The 18,077-nt window shown below is 66.3% G+C and carries 20 protein-coding genes; 18 read left to right on the forward strand and 2 right to left on the reverse strand.

All coding sequences use genetic code 11. The features are described 5' to 3' along the window. Positions 1–16: 16 nt before the first annotated feature. The 12 genes from MH112_RS07190 to MH112_RS07245 all read left to right on the forward strand — a co-directional run bounded on the left by MH112_RS07190 (position 17) and on the right by MH112_RS07245 (position 10,829). Complete coding sequence (locus MH112_RS07190; RefSeq protein ID WP_296565822.1) at positions 17–1,195, forward strand: deoxyguanosinetriphosphate triphosphohydrolase; 1,179 nt, start codon at positions 17–19, stop codon at positions 1,193–1,195. Positions 1,196–1,298: 103 nt separating this feature from the next. Continuing rightward, positions 1,299–2,069: an SPOR domain-containing protein gene (locus tag MH112_RS07195; protein WP_296565825.1), complete on the forward strand. Its 771-nt coding sequence runs from the start codon at positions 1,299–1,301 to the stop codon at positions 2,067–2,069. After that, the gene (gene nagZ, locus MH112_RS07200) at positions 2,066–3,079 is read left to right on the forward strand and encodes a beta-N-acetylhexosaminidase (RefSeq protein ID WP_296565828.1); all 1,014 of its coding nucleotides are present in this window, start codon (positions 2,066–2,068) and stop codon (positions 3,077–3,079) included. Before MH112_RS07195 ends, nagZ begins: the two co-directional genes overlap by 4 nt. Then, positions 3,079–3,894, forward strand: a complete 816-nt coding sequence (locus MH112_RS07205) for a ScpA family protein (RefSeq protein ID WP_296565831.1) — start codon at positions 3,079–3,081, stop codon at positions 3,892–3,894. Before nagZ ends, MH112_RS07205 begins: the two co-directional genes overlap by 1 nt. Next, positions 3,891–4,559, forward strand: a complete 669-nt coding sequence (gene scpB / locus MH112_RS07210) for an SMC-Scp complex subunit ScpB (protein ID WP_296565833.1) — start codon at positions 3,891–3,893, stop codon at positions 4,557–4,559. Before MH112_RS07205 ends, scpB begins: the two co-directional genes overlap by 4 nt. Before the next feature lie 134 nt (positions 4,560–4,693). Continuing rightward, positions 4,694–4,906 carry a twin-arginine translocase TatA/TatE family subunit gene (locus MH112_RS07215; RefSeq protein ID WP_296565834.1) on the forward strand — a complete coding sequence of 71 codons (213 nt, stop codon included), beginning with the start codon at positions 4,694–4,696 and terminating at the stop codon, positions 4,904–4,906. A 120-nt stretch (positions 4,907–5,026) separates the two neighbouring features. Then, positions 5,027–5,584 (forward strand): Sec-independent protein translocase protein TatB, encoded by a 558-nt coding sequence (gene tatB / locus MH112_RS07220; RefSeq protein ID WP_296565836.1) that lies wholly within the window; start codon positions 5,027–5,029, stop codon positions 5,582–5,584. Continuing rightward, entirely contained in the window at positions 5,581–6,480 is a 900-nt protein-coding gene (tatC, locus tag MH112_RS07225) for a twin-arginine translocase subunit TatC (protein ID WP_296565838.1), read from the forward strand. The genes tatB and tatC overlap by 4 nt, the downstream gene beginning before the upstream one ends. A gap of 102 nt (positions 6,481–6,582) precedes the next feature. Next, complete coding sequence (serS, locus tag MH112_RS07230) at positions 6,583–7,977, forward strand: serine--tRNA ligase (protein ID WP_296565840.1); 1,395 nt, start codon at positions 6,583–6,585, stop codon at positions 7,975–7,977. After that, positions 7,974–8,750, forward strand: a complete 777-nt coding sequence (gene surE, locus MH112_RS07235; RefSeq protein ID WP_296565843.1) for a 5'/3'-nucleotidase SurE — start codon at positions 7,974–7,976, stop codon at positions 8,748–8,750. The genes serS and surE overlap by 4 nt, the downstream gene beginning before the upstream one ends. Before the next feature lies 1 nt (position 8,751). Next, positions 8,752–9,411 carry a protein-L-isoaspartate(D-aspartate) O-methyltransferase gene (locus MH112_RS07240; RefSeq protein WP_296565844.1) on the forward strand — a complete coding sequence of 220 codons (660 nt, stop codon included), beginning with the start codon at positions 8,752–8,754 and terminating at the stop codon, positions 9,409–9,411. Positions 9,412–9,515: 104 nt separating this feature from the next. Then, entirely contained in the window at positions 9,516–10,829 is a 1,314-nt protein-coding gene (locus tag MH112_RS07245) for a LysM peptidoglycan-binding domain-containing M23 family metallopeptidase (RefSeq protein WP_296565847.1), read from the forward strand. Positions 10,830–10,843: 14 nt separating this feature from the next. On the opposite strand, the gene MH112_RS07250 is transcribed toward MH112_RS07245, so the two are convergent. Continuing rightward, on the reverse strand, positions 10,844–11,683 hold the full coding sequence (locus MH112_RS07250; protein WP_296565849.1) for an ATP-binding protein: 840 nt from the start codon (positions 11,681–11,683) through the stop codon (positions 10,844–10,846). Between the two features lie 168 nt (positions 11,684–11,851). On the opposite strand from MH112_RS07250, the gene yajC reads away from it, so the two are divergent. From yajC to MH112_RS07280, 6 genes are all read left to right on the forward strand, one after another. Then, entirely contained in the window at positions 11,852–12,145 is a 294-nt protein-coding gene (gene yajC / locus MH112_RS07255; RefSeq protein ID WP_296566231.1) for a preprotein translocase subunit YajC, read from the forward strand. A gap of 35 nt (positions 12,146–12,180) precedes the next feature. Further along, positions 12,181–13,785: a protein translocase subunit SecD gene (gene secD / locus MH112_RS07260; RefSeq protein WP_296565852.1), complete on the forward strand. Its 1,605-nt coding sequence runs from the start codon at positions 12,181–12,183 to the stop codon at positions 13,783–13,785. 11 nt (positions 13,786–13,796) lie between these two features. Beyond that, positions 13,797–14,750, forward strand: a complete 954-nt coding sequence (gene secF, locus MH112_RS07265; protein ID WP_296565855.1) for a protein translocase subunit SecF — start codon at positions 13,797–13,799, stop codon at positions 14,748–14,750. Between the two features lie 4 nt (positions 14,751–14,754). Beyond that, a complete protein-coding gene (locus tag MH112_RS07270) occupies positions 14,755–15,114 on the forward strand; it encodes an Mth938-like domain-containing protein (RefSeq protein ID WP_296565856.1) in 360 nt (119 codons plus the stop codon). 117 nt (positions 15,115–15,231) lie between these two features. Beyond that, positions 15,232–15,837 (forward strand): urate hydroxylase PuuD, encoded by a 606-nt coding sequence (locus MH112_RS07275; RefSeq protein WP_296565861.1) that lies wholly within the window; start codon positions 15,232–15,234, stop codon positions 15,835–15,837. 66 nt (positions 15,838–15,903) lie between these two features. Then, positions 15,904–16,596, forward strand: a complete 693-nt coding sequence (locus MH112_RS07280; RefSeq protein WP_296565863.1) for a squalene/phytoene synthase family protein — start codon at positions 15,904–15,906, stop codon at positions 16,594–16,596. An 18-nt stretch (positions 16,597–16,614) separates the two neighbouring features. Here the strand turns inward: MH112_RS07280 and trmFO are convergent, their stop codons facing one another. Next, positions 16,615–18,012: a methylenetetrahydrofolate--tRNA-(uracil(54)-C(5))-methyltransferase (FADH(2)-oxidizing) TrmFO gene (trmFO, locus tag MH112_RS07285; RefSeq protein WP_296565866.1), complete on the reverse strand. Its 1,398-nt coding sequence runs from the start codon at positions 18,010–18,012 to the stop codon at positions 16,615–16,617. Positions 18,013–18,077 lie beyond the last annotated feature (65 nt).

The following is an 18,077-nucleotide window of genomic DNA, read 5'->3' on the forward strand; positions in this document are numbered from 1 at the left end:
CCGAATGAAGGGTTCAATGGCCGCCTCCCTGCCTTTCCGCGTCGCCTATGCCGAAGATCCCACAGCCTCCCGGGGGCGCAAGGTCAATGAGGCTGAAAGCGCCACCCGCACCCCATTTGCCCGCGATCGGGACAGGATCATCCACTGCACCGCTTTTCGGCGGCTGAAGGAAAAGACCCAGGTCTTCGTGGCCCATGAGGGTGACCATTTCCGCACGCGCCTGACCCACTCCCTGGAGGTGGCGCAGATCGCCCGCTCCCTGGCGGTGGCCCTGGGACTTGACGCCGATCTCGCCGAGACCATCGCCCTGGCCCATGATCTGGGCCATCCGCCCTTCGGCCATGCCGGAGAGGACGAGCTTCAGGTGCTCATGGAGACCTATGGTGGGTTCGACCACAATGTTCAGACCTTCCGGGTCGTCACCCGGCTGGAGCGACGCTATCCGGGTTGGGATGGGCTCAACCTGACCTGGGAGACCCTGGAGGGGGTCATCAAGCACAACGGGCCGGTGGCCTCGAAGCTCGAGCGCCCGTCCTGGAGCGCCATCGCCGAGTTTGACGGGGAATACGACCTGCGCCTGTCCACCTGGGCGTCGGCTGAGGCCCAGGTGGCCGCCCTGGCCGACGATATCGCCTACAACAATCATGATGTGGATGACGGGGTTCAGGCGGGCCTGTTCCATCTGAAGGAACTGCTGGATGTGCCGCTGATCGGCCCGATCCTCCATCAGGTCTACAAGGACTATCCGGGGCTCGACGCCGGCATCATTCGCCTGGAGGCGGTGCGCCGGATGATCGGGGCCATGGTCGACGACGTCCTGGTGGAGACCCGCCGCCGGGCCCAGCTCAATGGGCTGGCGAGCCCGGAGGATGTCCGCATGATGTCCGGTGCCCTGGTGGCCTTCTCCCCGGACATGATCGAGGATCTGGCCCAACTGCGCGCCTTTCTGATGGAGCGGATGTACCGCCACTGGCGGGTCAATCGGACCCGCAGTCAGGCCCGCCGCATTCTGGCCGAGATGTTTGGCCTGTTCATGCAGGAACCCGACGTCTTGCCCACCGAGTGGTTCGCCCGGGCCAAGGATCTCGGGGACGCGGGGCGGGCAAAGGTGGTCTGCGATTACATTGCCGGCATGACCGATCGCTACGCCATCGAGGAGCACCGTCGGCTATTCCACCTCGATGTCTGGAATTAGCCCGCAAGGGGGCCGCATGAATGATGCGGCTTCGATAGACTGACGATCGGTCACGTCCGATTCGCGGCGGGGCCAAGCGACCCTTTCCCGCGGAGCCTGCGCGATGTCCGATCATGATCGCGGTGCCTATACGCCCCCCACTGACGCGCCGTTGTCCTTTGACGCCCGCCAGCCTGTGCGCGGGTCGCGGCCTGCGCCGATGATGCTGGTGGTCAGCGCGGTCGTTCTGGTCGTCCTGGTTCTGGCCATTGTGCTGATCTATCGCTCTGGCTCCCGGGGGGCTGATGAGGCACCTCAGACGGTCGGAGTCCCGGTTGGAGAAATGAAGACGGCGCCTACGGAAGCCGACCAGCCCGTCGATCCCGCCACAGGCCTGCAGATCTACCGCTCGGAAGATGGAACCGCGCTTCCGGCGGAGCCCAATTTTGTCCCGCCGCCCGAGGAGCCGCAGCTTCGGCCGACCGCCCCTGTGGTCGCCCAACCGATCACACCGCCACAGCCGGTGCCGTTGGCCAAGGCACCGCCCGCCACGCCGCCCCCTGCACCTGCGCCCAAAGCCCCAGCACCCAAACCCCCTCCGGCCCAGGCCCCTGCGGCCAAGGCTGCTGCATCAGCGCCGGCCGCCGTGGCCACGGGCGCGGCCATGGTGCAGGTGGGGGCCTTCTCCTCCGAGGCCCTGGCCGATGCCGGTTGGGCCGACGCCATGCGCGCCCTACCGGACTCCGCAGCCGGCAAAGGCAAGCGGGTTGAGCCAGTGGAGAGCAATGGCAAGACCCTCTATCGCGGCTATGTCACGGGCTTTGCCTCCCGGGCGGAGGCCAGCGCCTATTGTGACCGCCTCAAGGCCGCCGGCCGCAGCTGTTTCGTCCGATGAGCCAGCGCGCCTGCATCTTCGGTTGCGCGGGCCCGGAGTTGAGCCGGGAGGAAGCGGCCTTCTTCGCCGATGTGAAGCCCTGGGGCTTCATCCTCTTTAAGCGCAACATTGAGAACCCCCAGCAGGTCAAGCGCCTGGTGGCGGCCCTGCGCGCCACGGTCGACCGTGATGACGCCCCGGTGCTGATCGATCAGGAGGGCGGCCGGGTCCAGCGCCTGGGACCGCCCCACTGGCCGGTGTATCCGCCGGGCCGCGCCTATGGTGCCCTGGCCGGCAACGATCCCCTGCTCCGCCGCGAGATCACCCGGCTTGGCGCCCGGTTGATGGCCCACGATCTGGCTGAGCTGGGCATCAATGCCGACTGCGTCCCCGTGCTCGACGTGCCCCAGGCCGGCGCCCACGATGTGATCGGCGACCGGGCCTATGGGGATACCGCCGAAGAGGTGGCCCTGCTGGGCCGGGCCGCCGCCGAGGGTCTGATCGCCGGCGGCGTGCTGCCGATCATCAAACATATCCCCGGCCATGGCCGCTCCATGGCCGACAGCCACCTGGACCTACCGGTGGTCGACGCTGCCCTGGAGGATCTGGAAATCGTCGACTTCGCCCCCTTCCGGGTGCTGTCGGACATGCCCATGGCGATGACCGCTCACGTGGTCTATTCGGCCATCGACCCCAAGCGCCCGGCGACCACGTCCCGCAAGGCGATCAAGCACGTGATCCGCGAGTCCATCGGCTTCCAGGGCCTTTTGATGAGTGATGACCTGTCGATGAAGGCCCTGTCCGGTGACTTCAAGGCCCGCACCCGGGACTCCCTGGCGGCGGGCTGTGACGTGGTTCTCCACTGCAATGGCGACATGGCTGAGATGATCCCCATCGCCGAGGCCAGCGGCAAGCTGTCGGGCAAGGCCCGCCGCAGAGCCGAAGCGGCCCTGGCCCGGCTGGCCAAGCGGCCCGAACCTCTTGACCTCGCCGAGGCCCGGGCCCGCTTCGAGGCGGCCTTCTCCGGCTGATGAGCAGCACCGGTTTCCAGCCCCATCTCGATTTCGAGGCTGCGGCCACCGCAGCCGAGGACGGGGAGGCGCTGATCATTGATGTGGAGGGCTATGAGGGGCCGCTGCACGTCCTGCTGGCCCTGGCGCGAACCCAGAAGGTGGATCTTCTCAAGCTGTCGGTCCTAAAGCTGGCTGAGCAGTATCTGGCCTTCGTTCATCAGGCGCGGCGACAGCGCTTCTCCCTGGCGGCGGACTATCTCGTCATGGCCGCCTGGCTGACCTATCTGAAGTCTCGGCTGCTGCTGCCCAAGCCTGAACGGCCCCAGGCTGAAGAGGCACCGGCTGAAGAGATGGCGGCGCAACTCGCCTTTCGGCTGGCCAAGCTGGACGCCATGCGTCAGGCGGCAGAAGTCCTGAAAGACCGGCCTCAACTAGGCCGTGACGTGTTTGGCCGTGGCGACCCCCAGGCCATTCGGATTATTCCCTCCATGCGGATCGAGGGGGATCTCTACAGCTTGATGGACGCCTATCTGGATCAGCGCCGGCGGGACGATAGCCGCCGCTACACCCCGCGCCCCCCCAGGGCCTACCCCCTGGAGGCCGCCCGCGAGCGTCTGCGGGGGCTGTTACCCGGGTTAGAACGCTGGACTCCCCTGGCGGGGGTTGCCCCGGTTCGGGCCGGCCCTGGCGAAGGGCCATCCCGGGCGTCCTATCTGGCCTCCACGCTTTCGGCGAGCCTGGAACTGGTGCGAGAAGGCAGCCTGGAGGCCCGCCAGCTGGAAGCCTTCGCCGATCTCTATCTGCGCGCGCGCCAGGGGGCGACGGCCCCATGAACGCTTCAGCCGACAATCTAGCGGTGGAACGGGCCCTTGAGGCCCTGCTGTTCGCCGCCGCTGGACCCTTGAGTGCAGCGGAACTCGCCGCGCGCCTGCCAGCCGAGGCCGATGTGGGCGCTGCCCTGATGGCCCTGAAAGCCCGCTATGTTGGGCGGGGCGTCGAGCTGGCCTGCGTCGCCGAACGCTGGCGGTTTCAAACAGCCGAAGACCTGGCCCATCTGATGACCGAGGAACGGGAGGAGCCCCGACGCCTGTCTCGCGCCGCCCAGGAAACCCTGGCCATCATCGCCTACCATCAACCGGTGACCCGCGCCGAGATCGAGGCCGTGCGGGGGGTCCAGGCCAGCAAGGGCACCCTGGATGTCCTGCTGGAGCTGGGTCTGGTCCGCATGCGCGGACGTCGTCGCTCGCCGGGCCGACCGGTGACCTATGGCACCACGGAGGCTTTTCTGGAGCACTATGGACTGGCCAGTCTGGCTGATCTGCCTGGCATGGCCGAGATGAAGGCGGCAGGTTTGCTCAGCCTGGATCTGCCGGCAGATTTCTCTGTGCCCGATCCCACGGCGGTCCGGGACGACGAAGACCCGCTGGATTTCACCGGCGAAGCCCCAGAATTCCACACCGATTTCCTCGGTCAGGACGACGCAGGGTCGCGTCCCTGACGGGAAATTGAGCCCTTGGCTCGAAAACCCTCGCCCTCACCTTGGCGCATTGAGGCCTTACTCGTTATAATGTTTTGAAATTGAGGGCTGGCGACGCGGTCGCCAGCAGCCGCTCATCACAGGAGTTTCGCCTTATGGGCACGTTCTCGATCTGGCATTGGCTGATCGTCCTCGTCGTCTTCGCCCTGCTGTTTGGCGGTCGGGGCAAGATTTCGTCGGTCATGGGCGACGCCGCCAAGGGCATCCGGGCCTTCCGTGACGGCCTCAAGACTGAAGACGCCCCGGAGACCAAGCCCGAGGTGGTCAAGACCATCCCTGAGCGGGAAAAGGACGAAGTCCGTAACTGATCGCGCCCCGGGGCCGGCGTCGCCGCCCCGACCCACGTGCTCTAGATTCCAGGGTGCGGGGCGGATCTGACCCTCGGACCGCTCTCACCTTCGCCCCATGCGTTCTAGGCCATAACCGTCATGCTTCCCGATATCGGCGCAGGAGAGCTCCTGCTCATCGCCATTGTCGCCCTGGTGGTGGTGGGGCCCAAGGACCTGCCGATGCTGTTGCGTCGGCTGGGCCAGTTCACGGCGCGCCTGCGGGGCATGGCGGCAGAGTTCCGCGCCAGCTTCGATGAAATGGGCCGACAGTCAGAGTTGGATGACCTGCGCAAGGAGGTCGAGGCCCTGCGCAGCGGCCGGCTTCTGGATGACGAGATGGGGCGTACCGACGCCCAGGCTGTGATGCGCGAGATCGAAACCGGTCTGTCCCAGCGGGACATCCAGCTGCATCCGTCCATGTCGAACCCCTATGCTGGCAGCCAGTCCTTGGCCGAGCCTGATCCTGGGCCTCAGATGACGCCGCAGGTTAAGGCAGAGCCTGTCGCTGCCGTCGCGGCGGCGAAGGCACCCCGGGCCAAGGCCGCCCCCAAGGCGGCGGGTACGACCCAGTCCCCAGCACCTCGCCCCCGGGCCAGCCGCGCCAAGACTGCAAGCGCCAAGTCCGCAAGCGCAAAGTCCGCGGGAGATAAGGCGTGAGCCCCGTTGAGGATGACGACGACCGGGAGATCGAGTCCTCCCGGGCACCGCTGCTCGAGCATCTGGTGGAGCTGCGGAAGCGGCTGGTGATCTGTATCGTCGGTTTTGCGGCGGGCTTTGTCCTGTGCTTTGCCTTTTCCGAGCCGATCTACATCTTTCTGCTGCATCCCTTCGAGGTGGCTGCCCAGCTGATGGCCGCGGAAAACGCCGGCGGCGGGCATGGCCCCTTTTCCATGATGTCGGCCATGGCCGGGCTGACCGACGTTCCTGAGGGGGGAGAGGGCCTGCGACTGGTCTTCACCGCCCCCCTGGAATTCTTCTTCACCAAGCTGAAGCTGGCGGCCTTCGGGGCGGTGATCGTCGCCTTCCCGATTCTGGCCTGGCAGGTCTATGCCTTTGTGGCGCCGGGGCTCTACAAGCGCGAGCGACGGGCGTTCCTGCCGTTTCTGGCGGCCGCGCCCGGGCTGTTCCTGTTGGGGGCGGCGCTGGTCTATTACATGATCCTGCCGTTCGTCCTGTGGTTCTCCCTGTCGCAGCAGATTGTCGGCGATGCCGCGGTGACCGTGGAGTTGCTGCCCAAGGTCTCGGACTATCTGACCCTGGTGACCACCCTGCTGCTGGCCTTTGGTCTGTGCTTCCAGCTGCCGGTGGTTCTGACCCTGCTGGCCCTGACCGGGATCGTGAATGCTGAGATGCTGCGTACTGGGCGGCGCTATGCGATTCTTGGCGTGTTCATCGTCGCGGCCATCGTCACGCCGCCCGATCCGATCAGCCAGCTGTCCTTGGCCATCCCGATCATCCTGCTCTACGAAATCTCCATCTGGTGCGTACGCCTGATTGAGCGTCGGCGGCTGCGGGATGATGAAGCTCAGGGCAAGGACGTAATCGCGATCTAGCGCGGGCTCTATCTCTTCTGGACAAGACGGCGCGGGGCTTGGCCCCATGGCCGACGCGCTCTAGAGAAGGCCGCTCAATCCCCAGAGATCGCTGGCGCGCCCATGCACGACATCAAGGCCATTCGGGACAATCCCGACCTCTATGACCAGGCCTGGAGCGCGAAGGGCCGGTCCGGTGTTGCGGCAGAGGCCCTCGCCCTGGACGCCACCCTGCGCGCGGCCCAGACCGCCCTGCAGGAGGCCCAGAGCCGCCGCAATGACCTGTCCAAGCAGATCGGCCAGGCCAAGGGCCGCAAGGACGAGGCCGAAGCCGCCCGCCTGATGGCTGAGGTGGAGACCCTCAAGGCTGTCCTCGACACACAAGGTGCGGTCGAGCGGGAGACTGGCGAGGCCTTGCGCGACCTTCTGGCTGGCCTGCCCAACCTGCCGGCACCGGATGTGCCCGCCGGTGCCGATGAGGCCGACAACCAGGAGGTCCGCCGCTGGGGCGAGCCCTTCGCCATCACCGCGCCTAAGGACCATGTGGATCTGGGCGAGCGGCTCGGCCTGATGGACTTCGAGGCTGCTGCCCGCATGAGCGGTTCGCGCTTTGTGGTGCTCAAGGGCCAGCTGGCCAGGCTCGAGCGGGCGCTGGGGCAGTTCATGCTCGACCTGCAGACTCGCGAACACGGCTATCTGGAGGTTTCGCCGCCTCTGCTGGTCCGAAGCGAGGCCATGTACGGGACCGGTCAACTTCCGAAATTTGCAGAGGACCTATTCAACGCGTCCAGCGTCATCGATCCAGAAATTTGGGCGAAGGGCGCACCAAAGCTCTCACTTGGCGCAACTGCGGAAGAGGTTGAGCAAGGCTTGGTCGCCATTTTAGAGCAACTAAAGAACAGAAGTCCGTATTGGCTGATCCCTACGGCGGAGGTGTCCCTGACCAACCTCGTCCGTGATCAGATCACGCCGGCCGAGGAACTGCCCCTGCGGCTGACGGCGCTGACCCACTGCTTCCGGTCGGAGGCCGGCGCCTCGGGGCGCGACACCCGCGGCATGATCCGCCAGCATCAGTTCCAGAAGGTGGAGCTGGTCTCCATCACCACGCCTGACCAGTCGGATGCCGAGCACGAGCGCATGGTCGGCTGCGCGGAAGCCGTGCTCAAGGCCCTTGAGCTGCCCTTCCGCACCATGCTGCTGTGCACCGGCGACATGGGCTTTTCGGCTCGCAAGACCTATGACCTGGAGGTCTGGATCCCCTCGGAGGGGCGCTACCGCGAGATCAGCTCCTGCTCCAATTGCGGGGATTTCCAAGGCCGCCGGATGAATGCCCGCACCAAGGCGGCCGGGGACAAGGCCACCCGCATCGTGCACACCCTGAATGGCTCAGGCTTGGCGGTGGGCCGCACGCTCGTGGCCATCATCGAGAACTATCAGGATGAGGACGGCGCCATCGCCATTCCCCAGGCCCTGCACCCTTACATGGGCGGGCTGACCCGCATCGAGGCCGGCGCATGAGACTTCTGCTGACCAATGACGACGGCATCCACGCCGAGGGTCTTGAGGCCCTGGAGCGCATTGCCCGGCAGATGTCGGACGACATCTGGATCGTGGCCCCGGAGTACGAACAGTCTGGTGCCTCCCGGGCCCTGACCCTGGCGGAGCCTGTGCGGGTCCGGACCCTTGACCCCCGCCGGTTCGCCGTTACCGGCACGCCCACCGACTGCGTGATGCTGGGCATGAGTGAGCTGATCAAGGGTGCCAAGCCCGACCTCGTGCTGTCTGGCGTCAATCGCGGGGCCAATATCGCCGAGGATGTGACCATGTCCGGCACCGTGGCCGGTGCCATCGAGGGGATGGCCATGGGGGTGCCTGCCATTGCGCTCTCCCAGACCGGCGGCCCCAAGCCCCGTGACCCGTTCTTTGAGGTGGCCGAGGCGTTCGCCCCGGGTATCCTCAGGCGCCTCTTGGAAATCGGTTGGCCCAAGGACGTGGTCATGAACCTGAACTTCCCCAACCGCGCCCCGGCCGATGTGACCGAGGTCGAGGTCACCCGTCAGGGGTTCCGTGATGTCCAGGTTCGCCATGCGGAAAAGCGTAGCGACCTGAGAGGCCGGGACTATTACTGGATGGGCTTCCGCCAGGAGCGGTCCGAGCCGGGGGAGGGGACCGACTTGCGGGCGATTTATGAGGGCAAGATTTCGGTCACCCCCCTGCACATCGACCTGACCCACGCCGAAACCGTTTTCAAGATGCGTGGGGTGCTGGGCGGCGCTCCCCCGAAGGCCTGAGATGGCGCAGGATCCCGAGGACAGCCCGGAAACCCGACTGGCGAGGCTGGTGCTCGCCCTGCGCTCCCAAGGGGTCAGTGATCCCAAGGTGCTGAGAGCACTGGAGTCGACCCCTCGGCAGCTGTTTACCCCCGACCTCTTTCAGGAGCGGGCTTTCGAAGACTCCGCCCTGCCCATTGCCTGCGGCCAGACGATCAGCCAACCCTTCATTGTCGGCCTGATGACCCAGGCCCTGAAGATCGAAGCCCGCGCTCGGGTTCTGGAGATCGGCACCGGCTCGGGCTACCAGACCACGATCCTCTCTCGCATGGCCCGGCTGGTCTATACGGTGGAGCGCTACCGGACCTTGCTGGCCGAGGCCGAAGCAAGGTTCAAGGCGCTCGGCCTGACCAATGTCATCACCCGCTTTGGCGATGGGGGCCTGGGCTGGCCAGAACAGGCTCCGTTTGACCGCATTATGGTCACAGCTGCCGCGTCAGATGAGCCCCGGGCCCTTTTGGCCCAGCTGAAGCCCCATGGGATCCTGGTGGCCCCGGTGGGTCGCGGCCCCGTCCAGATCCTGAGGCGCTACTGCGGAGACGGAAAGGGTGGGTTCGACGTGGAGGATCTAGGCGAGGTTCGCTTTGTTCCGCTCCTCGACGGCGTTGCCCGGGAACTCTGACGGACGTCGCTTTGCGCTAAAGATGGGAAGGCTTGGGCGTCGGCCTTAACCCACCATTAACCCTGATGCCCCGACTGAGTCAGAACCTGTCCCATGGAGCGGCCATGACGCACTCATTGACCCGTACGGCTCTGGTCCTGCTTGCCGGCAGCATCCTTGCGGCCTGTACAACCTACCAGCCTGAAGGGGTTGAGCAGGTTCGCCCCAACTTCCCGGTGCGTCAGGGTCCTGATGTCCAGGGCGCGCCCCTTGAGCCCGAGCTTCCGCCGGCGCAGAGCGCCACAGCGCCCCCCATGGCTCAGCCGACCACGCCGATCGAATCCCGGCCCCTAGACCCGCTCCCCCAGGCGCAGCCGAGGCCAGCTGGCAATATCCCGCCGCCGCCGCCGCCGCCGGCCCAGGAGTATGAGACCGTCACCCGCACCACGGCCACGGGCCAGGTGGTGGACGCCGACGGCCCGCCGCAGAGCTATACAGTGGCCTCAGGCGATACGGTGTACGCGATCGCCCGCAAGCTCTCGACGACCCGCGACCAGCTGGCCGCCGACAATAATCTCAGCGCCCCTAACTATGTGATCCGTCCAGGTCAGGTGCTGACGGGCCCCTCCAGCAAGACCAAGGCCTATGTGGTGGCCAGCGGGGACACCCTGTTTGCCATCGCGCGCCGGTTCAGCGTCTCGGGCCAGGCCATCGCCGACACCAACGAAATGCAGCTGGCCGATGTCATTCGTCCTGGCCAGCGGCTGCTGCTGCCCGAGGGTTTCCGGGACACCGGCCCTGTGACCAGCACGGTGCGCGTGCCGGTGACCCGCTCAGCTCCGGTTGCAGTCGCCGCGGCGCCCGTCACGCCCCCGCCGGCGACAGCCGCCTCGCCGCCCGCCGCAGTCGCCCGACCCCAGGTTCCGCCCCCGACGCCTACGCCTGCGCCGCGTCCCGCGACCCCCACGCCGGCCCCAACGGCACCTGCGCCCCTGGTCAGCAGCAACCGAACGCCCGCCGACGCCCAGATCGCGCAACTCGGTCGTGGCCGGTTCGTGTGGCCCCTGCGGGGCGACATTGTCTCGACCTTCGGGCCCAAGGGCACGGGCAAGAGGAATGATGGGGTCAATATCCGCGCCCGCTCCGGCGAGCCGGTCAGGGCCTCAGCGGCTGGCGACGTGGTCTATGCCGGCGATCAGGTTCCAGGCTTTGGCAATCTTGTGCTGATCAAGCATGCCGACGGCTGGGTCACCGCCTATGGTCACCTGGCGCGGATCGACGTGAAGATGCAGGACAGGATCACCCAAGGCCAGCAGATCGGACAGGCCGGTGCCACCGGCGAAGTCGGAGAGCCGCAGCTGCACTTCGAGGTGCGCTATGCCCCGACCCCGCAGGATCGCGCCCGGCCCATCGATCCCATGCTGGTCCTGCCCCAGTAGGGCTGTGCCCAGCCTTAGAGGGGCAGGGACTTGCCCTGCGCTCCGGCCAGGTCGCGGATGAACTGCCAGGCGACCCGGCCAGACCTTGCCCCGCGCAGCTGCGCCCACTGCAGGGCGAGGCGGTCGAGGTGCGGGTCGCTGAGGCCGTGGGTTTCAGCATAGGCCCGCACGGCCTGCAGATAGGTGGGCTGGTCCATGGGCGGAAAGCCGATCCAAAGGCCGAATCGGTCAGAGACGCTGACTTCCTCCTCGGCGTCTTCTGCGGTGGCGATCTGGCCCCGGTCTTCCTGATGGCCCCGGGGCATCAGGTGGCGGCGGTTCGATGTGGCCACGAACAGCACATTGGCTGGCGGACCTGAAACCCCACCCTCAAGGGCGGACTTCAGCGCCTTGGCGGCGGCGGCCCCCTCCTCAAAGGACAGGTCATCGCAAAGCACCACAAAGCGCTCATCCTGGCCTCGGAGCACGTCGAACAGGGCCGGCAGGGCCGTGACCTGATCCCGGTCGACCTCCACCAGCTTCAGGGCTGGCCTAGCCTTGGCCATAGCCATGAAGGCGGCCTTGGCGATGGAGCTCTTGCCGGTGCCCCGCACACCCCACAGCAGGACATGGTTGGCCGGCAGGCCGTCGGCGAACCGCTCCAGGTTCTCCAGAAAGCGACCCTTCTGCCGATCAATGCCCACCAGGGCATCAAGGCTCAGGGGATAGTCGGGGGCAGGATGAAAGCCGCCGGTCTGCGGGTCATGGCGAAACAGCCGTGCGGTGGCGAAATCGCGCACCACAGGGGCTGGCGGGGCCAGTCGTTCCAGGGCTTCAGCAATGCGGATGAGCAGGGGACGCAGGTCTTGTTCCATGACTTGGCTGCTTAACCCTCGGGCTCGCATTGCAAAAGGGGGCGCCAGCGCATAGCTTCCGCCGACTTGAAGAGGGGCCGACGCACCGGCCCTTGACGACTTGCCGGAGAGGCCATGTTCGCCACCCCCGCCTATGCCCAGACCGCCGGCGCCGCCGCGGCTGGCCCGATGGATATGATGCTCCAGTTCCTGCCGCTGATCCTGCTGGTGGTGCTGTTCTATTTCCTGATGATCCGCCCGCAGCAGCGGCGGATGAAAGCGCACCAGCAGATGGTGGCCGACCTCAAGCGCGGGGACCAGGTGATCCTGTCCAGCGGCATGATGGGCAAGGTCGTCCGGGTGGAGGACAAGGAGATCGGCCTTGAAATCGCCACCGGTGTGACCGTCAAGGTGGTGCGGACCATGATCGCTGAGGTCCGGGTCCGGGGCGAGCCGGCTCCGGCCAACGACTCGAAGTCCTGACTGATCCTGCGCCAACATAAGGGCGGCCTCGCCTCATGATGACCCTGTCGCGTTGGAAGATCATCGCTGTCGTAATGGCGGCGGTGTTCGGTGTTCTTTTCGCCGCACCCAACCTGCTGCTGCCCCAGACCCTGGCTGCCATGCCAGGGTTCTTCCCGCGCCAGCAATTGAACCTGGGTCTCGACCTACAGGGGGGCTCGCACCTTCTGCTGGAAGTGGACACTGAGGCGCTGCGGGCGGAACGCCTGGTCAATACCCTGGAAGACACCCGGGTGACGTTGAACGGGGAAGGCATCGCCTTCCTCGAGCTGCGCCAGCAGAATGGCGAGATCTCCCTGCGAACCGCAGACCCTGCGCGACGGGATGATGCGGTGCGCATTTTGCGCAACACCCTGGGCGCGCCCTTGGCCGGAACGACCGGGGGGCGGGACATTACCGTTCGCAACGACGGGGAGGCGGGCATTCGCATCGCCTTTGTCGAAGAGGCGATGAACGCCGAGGCGGCCAAGGCCGTCGAACAGTCCATCGAGATCATCCGTCGCCGTATCGACGAACTGGGCACCCGCGAGCCAACCATCATCCGCCAGGGCATTGACCGGATCGTCGTCCAGGCGCCCGGCGAGAGTGACCCCGAACGTCTCAAGAACGTCATTGGCCAGACGGCCAAGCTGACCTTCCAGATGGTCGATGAGAGCGCAGACATGGCCGCCGCCGCCGAGGGCCGGGCACCTCCCGGGTCGGAAGTGCTGCCCAGCGAAGATGGCATGTCCACCTTCATCGTCGTGCGCCGTCGGGCCCTTGTCTCGGGGGAGATGCTCACTGACGCCAGCCAGGGCTTCGACGCCCAGACCGGCGAGGCGGTGGTGAACTTCCGCTTCAACAGCATCGGAGCGCGGCGGTTTGGCGACGCCACAGCCGCCAATATCGGCCAGCGTTTTGCCATTGTCCTGGATGGCAAGGTGATCTCAGCCCCGGTCATCCGCGGCGCCATCACCGGCGGCAGCGGTCAGATCAGCGGCAGCTTCACGCCCGAAAGCGCCAACGACTTGGCGGTTCTCCTTCGGGCTGGTGCCTTGCCGGCCCCTCTGACGGTTGAGGAACAGCGAACGGTCGGTGCCGAACTGGGGGCTGACGCCGTTCAGGCTGGTCAGATCTCCACCGTGATCGCCTTTGTCACCATCCTGGTCTTCATGGTGTTGGCCTATGGGGGGTTGTTCGGCGGCATTTCGGTGATTGCCCTGCTGATTAACGCCACCCTGATCTTCGCCATCATGTCCCTGACCCAGGCCACGCTGACCCTGCCAGGTATTGCGGGCCTGATCCTGACCCTCGCCGTGGCCGTCGATGCCAATGTGCTGATCTATGAACGGATGCGAGACGAGATCAGGGCCGGACGGTCGGCCATCTCGGCCATGGACGCGGGCTTCTCCAAGGCCATGAGCAGCATCATCGACGCCAATGTCACCACCATCCTGGCTGCCCTGATCATGTTCCAGTTCGGCTCTGGGCCCGTGCGGGGCTTTGCCTGGACGCTGTCAATTGGGGTCATCACCTCGGTCTTCACCGCGGTACTCGTCACCCAGGTCCTACTGGGCCTGTGGTTCCGGGTCGCCCGGCCCAAGACCCTGCCGATCGCTTGAGGTTGCGAACCATGTGGCCCCTGATCAAGATCATCCCCGTCAAGACGAACTTCCGGTTCGTCTCGTTCGCCAAGTTCGCGGGCGTGGCCTCCATTGTGGGGGCGATCGCCTCCCTGTTCCTGACGCTCTATCCCCTGACCCCGCCCTGCGGGGGCCTGAATTGCGGGATCGACTTCACCGGCGGCACCCTGCTGGAAATCTCTACGGCCCCCAAGGTCGTCGACCTGGGCGTGGTGCGGGAGGAACTGGGACAACTTGGGCTTGGCGACGTGCAGGTCCAGGCGTTTGGCGCACCGACCTCGGCCCTGGTCCGCTTCCAGACCCCGGAAGGGGAAAGCTCCGAACAGGCTATCGCTGAGGTGAAGTCCACGCTCACCAACGCCCTGGGTGCGGTGGCGTTCGATAAGACCGAGGTGGTGGGTCCCAAGGTGTCCGGCGAGCTGTTCCAGAGCGGCCTGCTGGCGCTCGGCGTCGCCATTGCCCTGATGATGCTCTACATCTGGTTCCGCTTCGAGCTGCAGTTCGGGGTCGGGGCCGTGGTCGGCCTGTTCCACGACGTGATCCTGGCGTTTGGGTTTATCGCCCTGTTCGATCTGGAGTTCTCCCTGACCACCATTGCGGCCATCCTGACGATCATCGGCTATTCGATGAACGACACCGTCGTTGTGTTCGACCGACTGCGAGAGAACCTCCGCAAGTACAAGAAGATGCCTCTGGCCGAGGTCATCGACCTGACGATCAACGAGACCCTGTCCCGGACCATCATCACGGGCCTCACAGCGGTGCTGGCCCTGGTCGGTCTGGCGATGTTTGGCGGTCCCACCCTGTTCGCCTTCTCGGTGATCATGATCTTTGGGGTGGTGATCGGGACCTACTCGTCCATCTATGTGGCTGCGCCGGTGATCCTCATCTGGGGCGTTAGGCGGGGGGACGAAGAGGCCGAACCCCTGCCGGTGCGCACCTAGGACCATGGCCAGGAACGCGCCCAGCCTGGACAGCTATGGTCCCGGGGGCTTTCGGGTTTCGGGGGTCTGGCGGCCGGGGTCACTGTTGATCGTCGCGGACGTGGCGGCCCCCTGGCCGGTGAGCCGGCTTGCGGACGCAACGCCTGATTCCCTCTATCCGGTCTTCGCCGCCGGTGCCCGGGAGGTGGAGCTGCTGCTTCTGGGCACGGGTCCGGTCAATGGTCTGCCCCCGCGCGCCCTGCGTGATCTGTTGCAGAAGGGGGGGATCGGGCTGGAATACATGGACACTGCCGCGGCCTCTCGCACCTATAATGTGCTTACAGCCCAGGGCCGCAGACTTGCCTGCGCCCTCATTGCCATGTGACCTAGGGCCATGTGAGCTTGGCCAGGGGGCCAGGCTGCGTCAGGACAGGTCTGATGCGACGGACTTGCGCCCTGACGAGCTCGGCTATAGGCCAGGGGCAGAAACGGGGAAATCGCTATGCAGGGTCTGCTGTCTAATTTTCGCAATACGATGATCGTGAGCTTCCTGCTCTCGGTCGTCATGATCGTCGGCTATCTGGCGCACAATCAGAGCGCTGATGTGATCTTCGTCCAGGCCGTGCTGCGCTGGGCGCATGTGGTGCTCGGCATCCTCTGGATCGGGTTGCTTTACTACTTCAACTTCGTCCAGATCCGCAAAATGCCGGAGATTCCGGCTGAGCTGAAGCCGGCGGTCAGCAAGTACATCGCCCCTGAGGCCCTTTTCTGGTTCCGCTGGGCGGCGCTGTTCACGGTCATCACCGGTATCGCCCTGGCCTGGAGCCGTGGCTATCTGCTCGAGGCCTTCAGCCTCGGTGCCGTGGGGGGCTTTGTTGCGCCTCAGCACACCTTCATCGGCGTGGGCATGTGGCTGGCGGTGATCATGTTCCTGAACGTCTGGCTGGTCATCTGGCCCAACCAGAAGATCGCGCTCGGCATGGTCGAGGCTGACGACGCGGCCAAGGCCAAGGCCGGCCGCACCGCCATGCTGTTCTCGCGTACCAACACGCTGCTGTCCCTGCCCATGCTGGTCACCATGGCCATGAACCAGACCATCTTCGGATAGACGCCAGCACGGCTGTAAACCTTCAGGACCCGCCGCCCTGGCGGGTCCTTTCTATTTCAGGACCCCATGGACGAAGACGCCTCGCCGCCGGCCGACGACCTGGACGCCCTGGTCGCGCGGGTGGACCCTGATCGCTGGCTGTCCAGCCGCCTGATCGCCGACCCCCATGAGCGGGCCGATGTGATCGCCCTCTATGCCTATGACCATGAGCTGGCCCGCGCGCCGAAGGTGGCCTCCAACGCCTTGCTGGGGGAAATCCGGCTGGCCTGGTGGCGGGAGGTGCTGGATGAGGCCTATGGGGCAGGACCCGTGCGCCGCCATCCCACCGCTGTGGCCCTGGCCGATGTCATTGCCCGCCGGGGGCTGCCCAGGGCTCCCCTGGAGGCGATGATCGACGCCCGTTACCGCGAACTTGATCCAGAACCCCTGCAGGACGAGGAGGCCGTCCTTTTGGCAAGGGAGACCGCAGGTGCTGCAGCAAGGCTTGCCGCCCAGGTCCTGGGGGGACCGCAGGAGGGCGACCGGGCCGAAGCCGGTGGCGCGCTCTGGAGCCTGGCGCGGCGGGCGATGGCCTCAGGCATGCCCCTGAATCCCGCCCTTTCGCGGCCCCTTCGGGCAGAAGCCCGTAGGCTGGGGGTCGCCGCTTTTCCGGCCGCTGCCCACGGCGCTCTGGCCCGGGCCTATGGGCGGGGCCGTGAGCCCTCGGCATTTGGCAAGCGCTGGCGGATTACCCTGGCGGCGCTCAGCGGTCGCATCTGAGCGCCTCGCAAGACCGTCCTATTCCGCCGCCAGGGCCGGCTGGTCGATCCAGGCGTCCAGGTCGGCCAGGGCGCGTTCGCCCACCATCCGCTTTTTGGTGCGGCCGCGCTCCTTGGCACCCAGCCGGCGGCCCTCGGCATCCCGCTTGGGGCTCTCCAGGGGCGGTATCAGGCCGTAATTGATGTTCATCGGCTGGAACGAGCCCTTGCCCCCATCCAGATGCCCACCGGTGATATGGCCGATCAGAGCCCCCAGGGCTGTGGTCGGCGGCGGGGGATCAATGGGTCGGCCCAGGCGCTCGGCCGCAGCCATCCGCCCGGCCATGAGGCCCACGGCAGCGCTCTCCACATAACCCTCAACCCCGGTGACCTGGCCGGCGAACCGTAGGCGTGGGGCCACCTTCAGCCGCAGGCTCGCGTCCAGCAGGCGGGGGCTGTTGATGAAGGTGTTGCGATGCAGGCCCCCCAGGCGGGCGAACACAGCCTTTTCCAGCCCAGGGATCATCCGGAAGATCTCGGTCTGGGCGCCATGCTTCAGCTTGGTCTGGAAGCCGACCATGTTCCACAGGGTGCCCAGCGCATTGTCCTGGCGCAGCTGAACCACCGCATAGGCCTTCTCGTCGGGCTTGTGCGCGTTGGTCAGGCCCACGGGTTTCATGGGGCCATGGCGCAGGGTCTCGCGGCCCCGCTCGGCCATCACCTCAATGGGCAGACAGCCGTCGAAATAGGGGACGTGCTCCCAGTCCTTGAACTCCGACTTGGGCCCCGCCAGCAGGGCGTCGATGAAGGCCTCGTACTGCTCCTTGTCCATGGGGCAGTTGATATAGGCCGCCGCATCCCCGCCGGGGCCCACCTTGTCGTAGCGCGACTGACGCCAGCAGATGTCCATGTTCACCGACTCCACCGTCACGATGGGGGCGATGGCGTCGAAGAAGGAGAGCTGGCCTTCGCCGGTCAGGTCGAGAATCGCCTGTGACAGGGAAGGCGAGGTGAGGGGACCGGTGGCGATGATCACGCTGTCCCATGCCTCAGGCGGCAGGCCGGCGACCTCCCCCCGATCAAGGGTAATGTTGGGATGGGCCAACAGCTTCGCCGTCACGGCGTCGGCGAACCCGTCCCGGTCCACGGCGAGCGCGCCGCCGGCCGGCACCTGATGGGCGTCACCGCAGGCCATGATGATCGAGTCCAGCCGGCGCATTTCGGCGTGCAGCAGGCCCACCGCATTGCCGGTCCAGTCGTCGGCCCGGAAGGAGTTGGAACAGACCAGCTCGGCGAGCTTGTCGGTCTGGTGGGCGTCGGTGCCGCGCACCGGGCGCATTTCGTGCAGGATGACGGGAACGCCGGCCTGGGCGATCTGCCAGGCGGCCTCGGAACCGGCCAGGCCGCCGCCAATGACATGTATGGGAGTGAGGCTCATAAGCCTCCCCATAGCAATGATCGTCGCGCTCGGCGAGCCAGCCCTTGCGGGCGGGCGGGGCGCGC

The sequence above is a fragment of the Phenylobacterium sp. genome (genome assembly GCF_022402485.1).
In the GTDB taxonomy this organism is placed as follows: domain Bacteria; phylum Pseudomonadota; class Alphaproteobacteria; order Caulobacterales; family Caulobacteraceae; genus Phenylobacterium.